Here is a 15,266-nt window from a genome sequence, read left to right on the forward strand (position 1 = left end):
ATTCATATTATTTCATTAAACATTTCATGCTTGGGTTTTAGTGAAAGAAAAACACCATAGTCCATGTATTTAATATGATATAAAACAAAATTATTATAATATTAAATTTCACAAGCAACTAAACTCACAATAACATAATCAAAAATCACTTAAAGTAATATAACATGCTACTAAAGAAACTGGAAATATTTTAAGTTTCACCGAAACACAACTATATAACTACTTTATTAGAAAAATCAGGTATTTGTACTATTTTTATTTTCATAACCTTCATTAAAATCCATTTTAAGGAATCAAGCAAGGTTAATGGAACCATATTTTGGTTGGAAATAAAAACAAATTAAGTCAAAAGTTTTTTAAAATAAAATTTAGACATATATAATCAAACTTTAATGACAACTAATAATTCAATTGCTTTCTATATATTTTAAAATTCTAGTACGCCCTTCAATTTATATAAGAACGCCCTCCCGCTGTCTCTTCACACCATTCCTTTGATTGAATTTGCTTGATGAAATAAAAAAAAACACGTCAATAAAGGTGTTTTTTTCATGTTGTTGAAAAATTATTGTGTCAATGTGTCTTATTAAATAAAGCTCTTCTGTAAAGCGAGGGGTTGATTTCCGTTCCGACTGGGCGCTTTCCTGGCGATTCGGGGCAACAGATATTTTTTGTGCGAAAGCGCAGTGCAAACGTAGCGACAGCAACGTGTTTTGTCTGTGCGAAAGCGAAGAGACAGCAAAAGGGTTTTATCTAAAGCGAAGCGGCAGCGGCAACAACACGATGTTGGTCACGAAGGCGTTATCACAGGACGTGATGATTTTAGCCTCCGTTCCTCTATTGCTGAACCCCAAGGAGTCGCCCAGCCGGAACGAAGATCAACTTATATAGAAGGTATAATTCTTAACAAATGTCATCCACAACTTTTGTTGATGAACAATAATAAGGAGAAATTGATTAAAAAGACCACACAATATGAGTGAACACTTATTGAAAATAAAAATAACTACCGAAGTAATTGTTCTAATATGAGTAACTTGAAAGTGTATAAAGAACAGCATCTATTTATCGCGTGCTTTACCGAAAGCACATTGCTTTGAAGCGAAGCAATTTTCTAATGCTAATGATAAATAACTTTTTTATGTCTACGCCACCGCCAATAAATTCATAACAATTTTGCCAAAGAATGATAACTCCTCTGATTTTGCCATAAGTAGCAGTTTGCAAATTTGCAGAGTCCCAAATTGATCTTTATCTAATTGAACCTCGAAAATCATGGTTCATGTTTTGTATAGTTTTTCATTCATTTCAACTAAGTTTTTTTCGTCAGTAAACTCGATTGCAATAAGCTGTAACTTTCATTTTTCGTAAAAATCCCACAATTCACTCATTTTTTATTAACGTCTTAGATGTGGTATATTATTACAAAATATATATTACTCAATAAATCCAAAGTTATTAGTATATACCACTTTTTTGAAGATAATCGAGGAATTGGAGGAAATATTTTTGAAAAACTTTTCTATTAGAAAGAAAATTTTAACACTCATTACGTCCGCTGTTATTTTTTTGCTAATTATTTCAGGTGGCGGTTTTTATTACATTAATGATATGGCACAAAAAACCAAATCCATGTATAGCGAATCACTTTTGCCAATCCAATATATCGGTCAAATTCGAACTGACACTCGTGCGATGGATGCTTTCCTTTTAGAGCTTATGATTACTTTGGATTCTAAACGTAATGCCGAACTACAAGCTAATATCACAGAAAGAACTCAAAGTATTGAAGAATCAATCGGAAAATTCGAAGACTCTTATACTGGAAAAGAAGATGAACAAAAACTATTAGAATCTATTAAATCTAATCTCGACGGTTATATTAGTGCCATGACAGAGGTCAGAGATTTGGCTAGTAAGAACCGAAACGAGGAAGCCTATTCCCTATACACTACAGATATGGATAACTATCGTGAGAAAGTGGCAACTGATGCACGCAATCTTATGTCTCTATGTTCTAAAGATGCTAATGAGCTGAATGAAGCAAATAAAAAAAGTTTATCCACTACTTTGCTTGTTTCTGCCATTCTCACTATTTTAGCCATTATTTTGTTTATTACCTTGGCAATATGGATTGGACGTTTAATTGTGAATCCAGTTAAAGGGTTACAGGCTAATATGTTAAAGGCAGGCGAAGGTGATTTGACTGTGCAAGGTACCTACTCATCCAAGGATGAAATCGGTCAATTAACTCAATCATTTAATTTGATGATTAATAATATTCGCAATACGGTAACAAAGGTCACTGAAACTGCTAATCATGTAGCCGCAGCATCTGAAGAATTGAATGTTAATGCAGCAGAAACTACAAAGGCAACAGAGATGGTTGCAAATACGATGGAAACTATCGCTCATGGATCTGTAGAGCAACTAAATAATGTTTCTAATACATTCAACACCGTCAATGAGCTTTCAACAGGTGTTCAACAAGTAGCTGGAAACGCTCAATCTGTAAGTGAGCTTTCAAGGGATTCATTATCCTTGGTGATAACTGGTATAAATGCAGCGAATCAAATGAATGAACAAATGATAGACATCACAGATCGAGTAAATGGTCTATCCGAAGTTGTCGACTTGTTAGGAAAGCGTTCTTATGAAATTGGTCAAATTATTGATTCTATTACAGCGATTGCTGAACAAACAAATCTACTTGCCCTGAACGCCGCAATCGAAGCCGCACGTGCTGGGGAGCATGGGAAGGGCTTTGCCGTCGTTGCAGATGAGGTTAGGAAATTAGCAGAACAATCTGCTGTTTCTTCAAACCAAATTGAAGTGTTGATTTCAGAGACACAGAAAGATACTCAAAAGGCTGTTGAATCAATGAAGTTGGTAACGACGGAAGTTACAGCAGGAATTAAAACAACAGAAAATACACGTACAACTTTCGCTTCAATTCAAGGTGCCATCCAAAGTGTTACGATGCAGGTAGAAGAAGTATCTGCAGCAGTCGAGCAAATGGCAGCAGGAACTGAAGAAATAGTTGGTAGTATGAATACAATCCATTCCGTAACTAAATCTACTACAGCCGGCACAGAGAGTATTTCTGCTACATCCGAAGAACAAATGGCATCAATGGAGGAAATTTCATCATCTGCTTATGCACTTGCAAACTTGGCAGAAGAGTTAAGAGACTTAGCAGCTCAATTCCGAGTTTAATGATGTTCAAAACCCTAACATTTACTACTTTAGGGGTCACTTCATTTGTAAGTGACCCCCTTGCTTAAAAGGATTAAGTTCGGTATTGAACCGGACTTAATCCTTTTAGTTTTATGTTAAAGCTATGGAACTTAGGTGCTCACAATATTCCCTTATTAGTTTCCATTCATCATTTCGTTCTTTCCTAAATCTCTGAACGAATAATTTCACTACATCTATAAATTTCCCATCCATTTCAAAAGTTACCCAAAACGTTGCAATCACTTCATTGTCAGATGCAGGTGTAATGTGCAATTCTTTAAAATGCCATTTTGGATCATGACCTTCATAATGTTTATATGCCTCTACCCACCCTTTACAAGTCTCTTCGTATCCCCAATCTGAAATATCAGTACCAGGTCCTACCCACCGTACTACTATATCCGGTGAAATCAAAGCATTCATTTCATCTGCGTTGCAACCATTCCATACATTTTGAAAACGATTAAAAAAACTTTGAAAATCTTCGATTAAAGTTGTCGTAGAAGACATTTAAAAACCCCCTCATAAAATATAGTTCAGTAAATACCTTAACACAAAACTTAATATTTTGAATATTTTTAAAAACGTCATCTTGTTCCTTTTTGTAAATCCATTAAATATAAATGGCTCATTACCATAACGTGTGGTTGATATCCGTTCCGACTGAGCGCGTCCGGTGAGCCACTTGTTTTTTTCATAAAAATCCCATAATTCACTCTCTTTTTATTAACGCCTTAGATGTGGTATATTATCACAAAATACATATTACTCAATATATCCAAAGTTATTAGTATATACCACTTTTTTGAAGATAATCTAGACATTGGAGGAAATATTTTTGAAAAACTTTTCTATTAGAAAGAAAATTTTAACACTCATTACGTCCGCTGTTATTTTTTTGCTAATTCTTTCAGGTGCAGGTTTTTATTACATTAACGACATGGCAAAAAAAACCAAGGAGATGTACAGCGAGTCTCTTTTGCCAATCCAACATCTCGGTCAAATTCGAACTGACATTCGTGCGATGGATTCTTTCGTTTTAGAGCTTATGATTACTATGGATACTAAACGTAATACCGAGCTACAAGCGAACGTCACAGAAAGATCTCAAAATATTGAAGAAACAATTGTAGAATTCAAAGACTCTTACAGTGGACATGAAGATGAACGAAAACTGTTAGAATCTATTCAATCCAATCTCGACGGTTATTTTAGTACTATGACAGAGGTCATTGATTTGGCTAGTAAAAACCGAAACGAGGAAGCTTATTCTTTATACACTACATCTATGCAGGATTTTCGTGAGAAAGTGGCAAATGATGCACGTGATCTTATGATTATATGTTCTGATGATGCTAAACAGTTGAATAAAGCAAATGAACAAAGTCTATACACTACTATGCTTATTTCTGCCATTCTCACTGTTTTAGCCATTATTTTCTTTATTACATTGGCAACATGGATTGCACGTTTAATTGTAAATCCAGTGAAAGAGTTGCAGGCTAATATGTTAAAAGCAGGCGATGGAGATTTGACTGTACAAGGTACCTATTCATCCAAAGATGAAATTGGTCAATTAACCCTATCATTTAATTCGATGCTTAATAATATTCGTAATACGGTAACTAAAGTGACTGAAACTGCTAATCATGTAGCCGCAGCATCTGAAGAATTGAATGCTAATGCAGCTGAAACTACGAAAGCAACAGAGATGGTTGCAAATACGATGGAAACTATCGCTCATGGTTCAGTAGAGCAACTAAACAATGTCTCTAGCACCGTCAATACTGTCAATGAGCTTTCAACAGGTGTACAACAAGTAGCTGGAAATGCTCAAGCTGTAACCGAACTTTCAAGTGATTCTTTATCCCTGGTGATAAATGGTATAGATGCCGCGAATCAAATGAATCAACAAATGATGGACATCACAGAACGAGTAAATGGCTTATCCGAAGTTGTCGACATGTTAGGCAAACGTTCTAATGAAATCGGTCAAATTATTGATTCAATTACAGCAATTGCTGAACAAACAAATCTCCTTGCCCTGAACGCCGCAATTGAAGCCGCACGTGCTGGCGAGCATGGAAAAGGCTTTGCCGTCGTTGCAGATGAAGTTAGGAAATTAGCAGAACAGTCTGCTGTTTCTTCTAACCAAATTGAAATGTTGATTTCAGAGACACAGAAAGATACTCATAGGGCTGTTGAATCAATGAAGTTAGTAACAGCGGAAATTTCAGAAGGGGTTAAAACAACCGAAAATACACGTACAACTTTCGCTTCAATTCAAGATGCCATTCAAAATGTTACGATGCAGGTAGAAGAGGTATCTGCGGCGGTCGAGCAAATGGCAGCAGGAACTGAAGAAATTGTTGGTAGTATGAATACAATCCACTCCATCACTCAATCTACTACCGCTGGCACAGAAAGTATTTCTGCTACATCTGAAGAACAAATGGCATCAATGGAGGAAATTTCATCATCTGCTTATGCACTTGCAAACTTGGCAGAAGAGTTAAGAGACTTAGCTGCTCAATTCCGAGTTTAATATGATTTGCCACTAATGATTAGAAGGTCACTTCATTTTGAAGTGCCCCCCTATGCCGCTTCTTTAGTTAAGTAGCTCTTAAGGATTAAGTTCGGTTTTGAACCGGACTTAATCCTTTTTCATTTTGCTTTTGTGAGCATCTAAAAAAGTGAGCAAGTTCCAATATTGGCACTGCTCACTGCTTTTATTAGTTCTTCATACGAATCGTTAAAAACAGCCTCCGTTATTAAAACCGACCTATTGTTCTTAGGATTTATAATATTTCTGTCAAACTATCTTTTTATTCGTATGTATTAGATATCGTATCCCCTTGTATTGGCTCTTTACCATCTTTAAATAGAATACGAATTGATTTCCCATTTACAATATCCGGTGTATCCATTACCTGAAAATGAATATGAGGTTCTGAAGAATTACCAGAATTTCCGCATTTCCCAATAAGTTGCCCTTCCGTTACGATTTCACCTGATTTTACTAAAATCGAGTTCTGTTTAAAATGTGCAATCATACTAAATTCATTATTTGCATGTTCAATCACGACATAGTTTCCTGCTGGATTATGTTCATCCATTTCACCAGGCACATTATCTTTTATTCCATCTACAACTTTTACGACTTTACCATCTGCTGGCGCTATAATATCTTCATCAAAAGCATAAAAATTTTCATTTCGAATTTGACTATTTTGATAAGATTGTCCATCTTGAACTTTTACTAAATCGTAAGCATATCGCTGACTTTCATATAAATAATGATAATTTACAAATTCATTCGTACCACCCCAAAAAACAAACCACTCATCTCTAATTGGCATTATGTATTTATTTTTTGTATATTGTTGATCCGTTTTTTGAAAAACAGTAAAAGGCGTTAAATAAAAACCCTGTATTTGATTGAATTTATCAAAGGAAGCTACAACTGCTTTCTCACGTTTATCATCTACCCATACATAATGTGTTAAATTTTGTAATACCGTCTTTGTTTCTAATTGATAATTTTTAACACCATTATTAAAAGATGTGCTTAGCTCAATAAATTGTTCTAAAGTGACTATCTTCTGAAACTCTTTTGATGTAGCATCATAAACTTTTTCGTAACCTTCTTTTAACCAAATATCTATAACTTCTTCCGGACTACTGAATTCCCTCATAATAACAACTCCCATTAATGTATAAATAAAACATTTAATTATATATACGAAGTTTAATTACGAAAAGTTTCAGTAACGTACAATATTTGCTTTTTGCTGTCTGGACTCCAACATGTAGAAGCTAATTTCTATGTTGTTGTTCATCTGATGTTCATATTGCTTTTTTATAATAAGTCTGAGCAATAGGTGTATATATTCTTTTTTTAGGAAAAAGACATTTAAATAGTGCTATGAATCGGGTGATTGAAATGCTAATAATTGCTACTATATTTATTACAGCAGCACTAATTTTTTATTCCGTAGGAGTATGGGCAGAAAAGTTCCAAAAAACATTAAAGTTATGGCATGTGATTATTTTTTGGCTAGGCTTACTATGCGATACACTTGGAACTACTATGATGGAAAAAATGGCCACACAAGGATCTCTATTTAGTTTCCATGGCATAACAGGTTTATTAGCAATCTTGTTAATGTTATTCCATGCAATTTGGGCTTCTATTGTATTGATAAAAAAAGACTCAAAAATGATGATGAAATTCCATACGTTAAGTATATTAGTATGGTTCATTTGGTTAATACCTTATATATCTGGAATGATATATGGAATGACCAACAAATAAGAATGGATTTAAGCTGTAGCGTCTGCCAACGCTGCGGCTTTTTCTTTTCCCACGAAACTTCTTTCAATCACCTTGCCAATAATCTTCACTTGATGTTCTCGTAGTACTTGTATAAAACTGGGGCTAATCATTAATAAAAATCTCCAAAACCATTGCTATAACAAGATTCCCCAACCACATTATGCTATACTATTTCCATTATCGAAATATTTGAAACGAGGGATGCTAGATGACAAATTTACAGCAATTAGATGCGTATTTTACAGAACATCGCGATGCACACTTAAATGAATTAAATGAATTTTTACGTATTCCAAGTATTAGTTCTTTATCAGAGCATAAAGGAGATATTCAAAATGCCGCTGAATGGCTTGCGAATGCTTTTAAAAATTTAAATCTTGAAAACATCTCTATTACGCAAACTGCAGGTCACCCTGTTGTTTATGCTGATTGGTTACATGCAGAGGGTAAACCTACTATTCTATTTTACGGTCATTATGATGTACAACCTGTTGATCCATTAAATTTATGGGAATCCGAGCCATTTAATCCTACGATTCGTGACAATAAATTGTTTGCTCGTGGTGCAAGTGACGATAAAGGACAAGTGTTTATGCACTTAAAAATGATTGAAGCATTATTTGCGACAACTGGTACTTTACCAGTGAACGTGAAATTCATCTATGAAGGTGAAGAGGAGATTGGCAGTCCTAACCTTCCTGCCTATGTTGAAGAACATAAAGAGAAACTAGCTGCTGACTTAATTTTGATTTCTGATACTGGTCTATACGGTCCTGGTAAGCCTGCTGTATGCTATGGACTACGTGGCTTAACTGGTATTCAAATTGATGTTCGTGGTGCAAAAGGAGACCTTCACTCTGGTCTTTACGGTGGCGGTGTACAAAATGCTATTCATGCATTAGCTGACATTTTAGCATCCTTCCGCGATGAGCATGGCACAATTCAAGTTGAGGGCTTCTACGATAAAGTTCTACCATTATCTGAGGAGGAACGCGAAGCTTACCGTGCACTTGGCTTCGATGAAGAATCAGTGAAGGATGAAGTTGGCGTGAAGGAATTATTCGGTGAAGCTGGTTATTCCTATTTAGAACGTACTTGGGCTCGCCCAACTTTAGAGGTCAATGGTGTGTTTGGCGGCTTCTCTGGCGAAGGCATTAAAACAGTGCTTCCTGCTGAGGCTGGCGCAAAAATCACATGCCGTCTTGTGCCAAATCAAGAGCCAGATGAAATTGTTGCACTTTTAAAAGCACACATTGAAAAACATAAGCCAACAGGCGTTGAAGTGACAATCTCTGAATTCGATAAAGGGCGTCCATTCTTAACACCGTTTGATCATCCATTTATCCAAGCTGCTGGTCGCTCATACGAAAAAGTATATAATGTACCAACTGCTTACACACGTGGAGGAGGATCAATCCCTATCGTGGCTGCCTTTGATGAAATTTTAGAGTTACCAGTGGTGCTAATGGGCTTTGGCTTATCAAGCGAAAACTTCCATGCACCAAATGAACACTTCCATTTAGAAAACTTCGATAAAGGACTACGTGTTTTAAGTGATTATTTATTTGAAGTAGCTGAATTACAAAAGTAAAACAACAGATCCCTTCGTTATTATAACGAGGGGATCTTGTTTTTGCTATTCTCCAAAAATCGTAACAATATCTGCTGATGTTTTACGTTCTTTCCCTTTTGGCACTTCATCAAAATAGCCAACTTGTAGCATCGCAATCACGCGCTCACCCGGCTGAACCTTTAAGGCTTCACGGAATTTTGGGTTATCTAGGAACGCAGGTGTTTTCCAGCATGAACCGATTCCTTTATCCCAAGCTAGCAATTGAATGTTTTGAATACAAATACTTGCCGCTGCGTAATCTTCTAATCGCTCTTTTTGGCGTGCATCCTCTGGAACGATCACAAAAGCATAGCCACCTGGTAATGTAAACTTCGTCATTTGCTTCGCTAAATCTTCACTTGAAAGCTCCTGCCATTTCGGTATCGCTAGATCACGCAATAAATCATGAAGAGCAGATAACTCCTTACCGCAAGCAACTACTAAACGCCAAGGCTCACGATTTCCATGATTCGGTGCCCATACTGCATCGTCAATAATGGCCATTAAATCTTCACGATCCACCGGCTGGCCATTAAATTTTTTAATAGAACGACGCTTAATAATCGCATCCCTAACAGACAAATATTGTTCGCTCATATACTCTTATCTCCTTCTATAACATTACAATAATTAAAAATGATATCTTCTATCCTTCACATTATCACAAATTGATGAGCTTTAACACTGCTATCAACTTAAGCAAAACTATCCTCAATATGAATGAAATAATAAGTCATGCTTGGCGTATAGGCCGTTGAATCTTCATAAAAATATGGTCGATTAATACTATCTGAAGTATGTGCATTGACATATGGAATTCCATTTTGAATACTTGTCACAATTACGGAATGGTCAATTCTCCCATCCCCTTGGAAATCATAAAAAATGAGATCTCCTAGTTCTAATTCTTCAGCAGATTGTACACGCCTACCCTTCAACCCAATTGTAGAGCCTTCCAAATACCATCTAAGGGAATGTGCAACAGACCAGCTAAAACTCCAATTTCCATGTTGAACCCACCAACCTTTCCCTCTGTTTGGAGCACCCCGCATTGGTGCTCCTCCGGCAAATAAACATTGAGATATATAGTTCGTACAATCAACAGTAAAATTCGGAAATGCTGGATTACGCCTGTTCCACCACAAGTTCGCATACTGTACAGCGGCCTGTCTGTTATACATTTTTGCCACGCTTCCCCTCCTTATGTTAAACATATGTATAAAGGGTTATTTCTATTAGCTAGGTCCTTATTCATAAAAATGACGAAAGTGGTCTTAATTGGTACCATCTTTGCCAATTTTAAGATAGTTTTTGCTACAATAAGGGTAAGGATTATAGATTTTTATTTTTTGAATCAGAAGGGATGTTGAATGTGAAGCAGCATGCTGAGAAAGAAATTATACAACCTACTCTTTTATGCGATAAAAAAGGTAATTTAAATCCAGCTGCCATCGGATTTGCACGTAAACCTCTCATAAACAGCAATTTAAGTGGCCATATCATGCGCAAAAAGAAATGGAATTATTGGTGTGTCTACGGTGATGAGATCATCTTCTCTGCTACTATTAGCCATCTAGACTACGCAGCGGTCTGCTTCGTCTATTTCCTTGAATATGAAACACAGCGCTACTTTGAAAAAACAATTACAATTCCATTGGGCGGAAAGTTAAAAATGCCTACACAGGTTCTAGATTCGGTATCCTTCAAAAATAGTGAAATGATGATTGATATGACATATATGCAAAATGAAACGCATCTATCAGTTTCAATCCCTGACTTTGACGGAGATGCTTTACGTGCAAAGCTTGTCATTCAGCATCCACCTACAGATGAGTCATTGAATGTAGTCATTCCTTGGAACCGTAAAACATTCCAATTTACAGGTAAGCATCATATACTTCCTACTTCCGGAGTTGTAACAATTGGTACTCGCCATTTTACATTTTCACCTGAGGAAAACTTCGCTGTACTAGAATACAGTCGTGGCGTTTGGCCTCGCACATCCACATGGAACTGGGGAATGGCCTCACAACGAGTTCGAGGTAGACGAATCGGACTCAATTTAGGTGGTAAATGGACAGACGGAACGGGAATGACCGAAAATGCTGTTTTCGTTGAAGGTAAAATGACAAAAATACATGAGGATGTACTGTTCAATTATAATCAAGAGGATTTAATGCAACGGTGGAAAATTAAGACTAAATTCACTAACCAAGTTACATTAACATTCTCCCCAATCTTCGAGCGTGTATCCGTAACAAAAGCTGGTCTCATAAAATCTGAAGTACATCAAATGTTTGGCTATTACGACGGCTCCGTACTACTAGACAATGGCGAAACACTTGTAATCAAACAAATGCTAGGCAGTATCGAAGAAAACCGCGTAAAATGGTAGCAACAGAAACTTTAATTGCTATATTCTTCTCATACTAGGATTTAACGCACTGACATTCGCACATTCTCAGCGCGTTAAATCCGAAAAAGCCTATGCCTATCCGTTCCTTTGGCGGGGTTATCCACGACTTTGACGGGGCTATCCGTCGCTTTGATTTCTATCCGTCGCCTCGGCTCTTCTTTCCGTCGCTTTGACTATTCAATCCGTCGCTTCGGCTCTTCTTTCCGTCGCTTTGATTTCTTTCCGTCGCCTTGGCTCTTCTTTCCGTCGCTTTGACGATTCTATCCGTCACTTTGGCTCTTCTTTCCGTCGCTTTGATTTCTATCCGTCGCCTCGGCTCTTCTTTCCGTCGCTTTGGCTATTCTATCCGTCGCTTCGGCTCTTCTTTCCGTCGCTTTGAATCCTATCCGTCGCCTCGGCTCTTCTTTCCGTCGCTTTGACTATTCAATCCGTCGCCTCGGCTCTTCTTTCCGTCGCTCTGGTTTCTATCCGTCGCCTTGGCTCTTCTTTCCGTCACTTTGACTATTCTATTCTGCCAATCCAGATACTATCTTTTCCGGGTCGTCTGTAAATATTGCCTGTACACCGAGCTGTTGTAATTGCTTCGCGTGCTCGACATCATTAACTGTATACACACGGACAGTTGCTCCTTCATTAAGAGCTTCTTGAATGGATCTCCGAAATGCTGTAGGTAGGCTGACATGTATAGCATCTGCCGGAATTTGAGCTGTATAGTCGTTAAAACCGACTAAAATTTCCGCAAACAGCGCCGCTTTTTCAATATATGGCGCCCTTTGTGAGACGATCTGAATAGATTCATGATTAAAGGAGGAAATTATCACTCTCTCTGTCATTTGATATGCAGCAACCTCCCTAATAACAAGTGCTTCTATCCCATCGTATGGAAATACATCGGTTTTGAGCTCAATATTAATACGATGATTCGTGCCTGCAAATAGCTCTAAAATGTCTCCTAGGGTTGGAATGCTTTCATCCTCAAATTTAGAAGAAAACCATGAACCGTAATCATATGCACGAAGCTCTTGTAGCGTATAATCCTTTACGAAGCCAGAGCCGTTAGATGTGCGATTGATCGTTTCATCATGAATAACGACTAACTCCCTATCTGCTGTTAAATGAACATCTAGTTCAATCCCTGTAATCGGAAGCCTTGATGCAGCCACAAAAGCAGCCATAGTATTTTCAGGGTAATGTGCCGAAACGCCTCTATGTGCAAAAATATCCAAATTCGATAACCTCCTAGTTCGCTCACCATTAGTAAAAAAACTTGAACAAGTCAGTTGGTGGAACGAATTTCTACATTTAATTTAACTTAACTCCACAAATAAGCCTATTACAATTTCACTTGATGGTAAATATTATATATAGTAGTATGAGAATCTACTTAAAGTTGTAAGTACTTAGGAGGTGCTAAAAAATGACTGCACAACATCCAGATTTTCAGGCTGAAGTGGAATGGTTAACTTACACCAAAAATTACATGCAGCAAATTTTAAATGAATCTCAAAGAGGTTTGCAATCTGCTCAGGAGAATATTCGTAAGTCGATGGCAGATCTTGATTATTTAGATTCAAGTTTGGGCTATATTAATATTTTAGCAAATGCTCGTTTCTTTGAAATGGCTCGAAACCAAAAGGAAGGCTTAGAGGCTATTCAAAAAAAGCCTTACTTTGCCCGAATTCATTTTCAAAAGAAAGGAGATCCTGAAGAATTTCTTTATATCGGCAAGACTTCTTTGTTTCATCGAGAAACCCATGAACCTATTATAGTCGATTGGCGTTCACCGGTAGCAAACGTCTATTATGATGGTCGCCTTGGAGATATGGAATATGATGTTCGTGGAGAAATCCATAAGGGACACCTATTTGCCAAGCGACAATATAAAATCAAAGATGGTGAATTGCTTGATATACGGGATATTGATTTAACAACAAACGATGAATTACTGCAAGAAGCGTTAGCTGGAAAAGCAGATGTGCGCTTGACAGAAATCGTCTCCACCATCCAAAAGGAGCAAAACGAAATTATACGAGCACATCTTCGCCAGCCTATTATCGTACAGGGTGCTGCTGGTAGCGGAAAAACTACCATTGCCCTACACCGAATATCTTACTTCCTCTACACAATGGGCGAGCATTTTAACCCTGAGCAGCTCATGATTTTAGCACCGAATAAGTTATTTATCGATTATATTGGTGATGTTTTACCAGAGCTTGGCGTCGATAAAATTTGTCAAACAACCTTTACCGATTACGTTCTAGCTGCAACTAAGCTAAAGCTGAAACTTCAAAACCCTAATGAGCAGTTAGAATCTCTTGTTGCAGGTGAACCCCAACAGGCAGCTTCATGGATATCCGAAATGAAAGGCTCTCTTTATTACCGTGATGTAATAGAACGATACGTTCAAAAGATTGAGCAGGAAATTGCCAACCAATTTGAGGATGTTTTCATTGAAAAATATTGCATTATGCGTGCCTCCCATTTAAAGAAGCTATTTTTATATGAATTTTCTTATATGCCGATTGAAAAACGACTGGCACATATAAAAAAAGTGCTAGCAAGCCATGCCCGTCAAAAGAAACAAGCTATTTTAAATACGCTTCATAAAAAATATGATGAAGCACTTGGCAAAGCACTTGATGGATTTCGTGATGATGACAAACGTCGTCGTGTTGTCACTAAGTTTATTGATGAACGTGATGAACGCATTCCTGCCATTGAAAAAGAGGCAAAATCAACAGCAACTGTTTATATGCGACGCTTTACTAAACATAACATCAAGACTCTCTATCGTACGCTTCTAACAAATGCTGAACTTTTAGCAGAGCTTGCTCCAGAATGGCATTACATTGAGCAACAGCAATTTTTACAGGCTCATGCTAAAGAACAATGGGTGCTTGAAGATTTGGCTGCACTTTATTATTTACAAGCTCGTATAAAAGGCATTCCAGATGAATGGAAAATGCGAGTTGTTTTTATCGATGAAGTACAGGACTATAGTTTATTTCAGCTTGCTGCTTTAAAAACAGGGCTTGAAACAGATATGTTTACGATGGTCGGCGATTTAGCACAAGGAATTCACAGCTATCGTTCTCTTACTGCCTGGGAGCCTGTTCAAAATCTTTTTCCGCGAGCAAGTTTTAGAACCCTTCAAAAAAGCTATCGAACAACAATTGAAATTATGGAGGTTGCTAACAAGGTTTTAGCACAAATGGATGAACAGCTTCCATTAGTAGAGCCAGTTGTTCGTCATGGCAATGTACCAACCTATATACAGGCTCAATCATTTGATGCCCAGCAAATTAAAAGAATTTTTGAAGCCATTCGAGCCAATGGACATCATTCCATTGCTTTAATTTGTAAAACAACTGCAGAGGCAATTACAATGCAGCAAGCATTAAAAGACAATAAAATTGCTTCTCAACTCCTAACTGAAAATGAATCCATCAATCAGGAATTATTACTTGTTGTTCCGAGCCATTTAGCAAAGGGCCTTGAATTTGATGCTGTTATCGTAGCTGCCTTCGATACACCTTTCTACGATACGAAGATTGATCGCAAGCTACTTTATGTGGCGCTCACTCGAGCAATGCATGAGCTTTATTTAATTGGTCCAACAAAAAATACATTTCTATTAGAGAATGAACAGGTGTAAATAAAAAAGT

At 37.1% G+C, this 15,266-nt stretch carries 12 protein-coding genes; 6 read left to right on the plus strand and 6 right to left on the minus strand.

The window, feature by feature from the left end; all coding sequences use genetic code 11:
• Window positions 1–1,509 precede the first annotated feature (1,509 nt).
• Window positions 1,510–3,216 carry a methyl-accepting chemotaxis protein gene (locus ACQKMV_RS20595; protein WP_427506170.1) on the plus strand — a complete coding sequence of 569 codons (1,707 nt, stop codon included), beginning with the start codon at window positions 1,510–1,512 and terminating at the stop codon, window positions 3,214–3,216.
• A 111-nt stretch (window positions 3,217–3,327) separates the two neighbouring features.
• Here the strand turns inward: ACQKMV_RS20595 and ACQKMV_RS20600 are convergent, their stop codons facing one another.
• Window positions 3,328–3,747, minus strand: coding sequence for a DUF4440 domain-containing protein (locus ACQKMV_RS20600; protein ID WP_427506172.1), 420 nt, complete (start codon window positions 3,745–3,747; stop codon window positions 3,328–3,330).
• A 328-nt stretch (window positions 3,748–4,075) separates the two neighbouring features.
• Between ACQKMV_RS20600 and ACQKMV_RS20605 the strand changes: the two genes are divergently transcribed.
• Complete coding sequence (locus ACQKMV_RS20605; protein WP_427506173.1) at window positions 4,076–5,782, plus strand: methyl-accepting chemotaxis protein; 1,707 nt, start codon at window positions 4,076–4,078, stop codon at window positions 5,780–5,782.
• Between the two features lie 280 nt (window positions 5,783–6,062).
• Here ACQKMV_RS20605 and ACQKMV_RS20610 read toward each other — a convergent pair whose 3' ends face one another.
• On the minus strand, window positions 6,063–6,932 hold the full coding sequence (locus tag ACQKMV_RS20610) for a M23 family metallopeptidase (RefSeq protein WP_427506175.1): 870 nt from the start codon (window positions 6,930–6,932) through the stop codon (window positions 6,063–6,065).
• Window positions 6,933–7,180: 248 nt separating this feature from the next.
• Between ACQKMV_RS20610 and ACQKMV_RS20615 the strand changes: the two genes are divergently transcribed.
• Entirely contained in the window at window positions 7,181–7,552 is a 372-nt protein-coding gene (locus ACQKMV_RS20615; RefSeq protein ID WP_427506176.1) for an HsmA family protein, read from the plus strand.
• Between the two features lie 8 nt (window positions 7,553–7,560).
• On the opposite strand, the gene ACQKMV_RS20620 is transcribed toward ACQKMV_RS20615, so the two are convergent.
• Window positions 7,561–7,683: a hypothetical protein gene (locus tag ACQKMV_RS20620; RefSeq protein ID WP_427506178.1), complete on the minus strand. Its 123-nt coding sequence runs from the start codon at window positions 7,681–7,683 to the stop codon at window positions 7,561–7,563.
• 98 nt (window positions 7,684–7,781) lie between these two features.
• Here ACQKMV_RS20620 and ACQKMV_RS20625 point away from each other — a divergent pair, with 98 nt between their 5' ends.
• On the plus strand, window positions 7,782–9,164 hold the full coding sequence (locus tag ACQKMV_RS20625) for a dipeptidase (protein ID WP_427506180.1): 1,383 nt from the start codon (window positions 7,782–7,784) through the stop codon (window positions 9,162–9,164).
• A gap of 45 nt (window positions 9,165–9,209) precedes the next feature.
• Here the strand turns inward: ACQKMV_RS20625 and ACQKMV_RS20630 are convergent, their stop codons facing one another.
• Together ACQKMV_RS20630 and ACQKMV_RS20635 are read right to left on the minus strand one after the other, a co-directional pair.
• Window positions 9,210–9,782 (minus strand): nitroreductase family protein, encoded by a 573-nt coding sequence (locus ACQKMV_RS20630; protein ID WP_427506181.1) that lies wholly within the window; start codon window positions 9,780–9,782, stop codon window positions 9,210–9,212.
• Window positions 9,783–9,880: 98 nt separating this feature from the next.
• Window positions 9,881–10,375 (minus strand): amidase domain-containing protein, encoded by a 495-nt coding sequence (locus tag ACQKMV_RS20635; protein WP_427506182.1) that lies wholly within the window; start codon window positions 10,373–10,375, stop codon window positions 9,881–9,883.
• 182 nt (window positions 10,376–10,557) lie between these two features.
• Between ACQKMV_RS20635 and ACQKMV_RS20640 the strand changes: the two genes are divergently transcribed.
• Entirely contained in the window at window positions 10,558–11,580 is a 1,023-nt protein-coding gene (locus tag ACQKMV_RS20640; RefSeq protein ID WP_427506183.1) for a DUF2804 domain-containing protein, read from the plus strand.
• A 527-nt stretch (window positions 11,581–12,107) separates the two neighbouring features.
• On the opposite strand, the gene ACQKMV_RS20645 is transcribed toward ACQKMV_RS20640, so the two are convergent.
• Window positions 12,108–12,827, minus strand: a complete 720-nt coding sequence (locus ACQKMV_RS20645) for a glycerophosphodiester phosphodiesterase (RefSeq protein WP_427506185.1) — start codon at window positions 12,825–12,827, stop codon at window positions 12,108–12,110.
• A gap of 191 nt (window positions 12,828–13,018) precedes the next feature.
• Between ACQKMV_RS20645 and helD the strand changes: the two genes are divergently transcribed.
• A complete protein-coding gene (helD, locus tag ACQKMV_RS20650; RefSeq protein ID WP_427506186.1) occupies window positions 13,019–15,256 on the plus strand; it encodes an RNA polymerase recycling motor HelD in 2,238 nt (745 codons plus the stop codon).
• Window positions 15,257–15,266 lie beyond the last annotated feature (10 nt).

The organism is Lysinibacillus sp. NPDC094403 (assembly GCF_050278745.1).
Classification (GTDB): Bacteria; Bacillota; Bacilli; order Bacillales_A; family Planococcaceae; genus Lysinibacillus.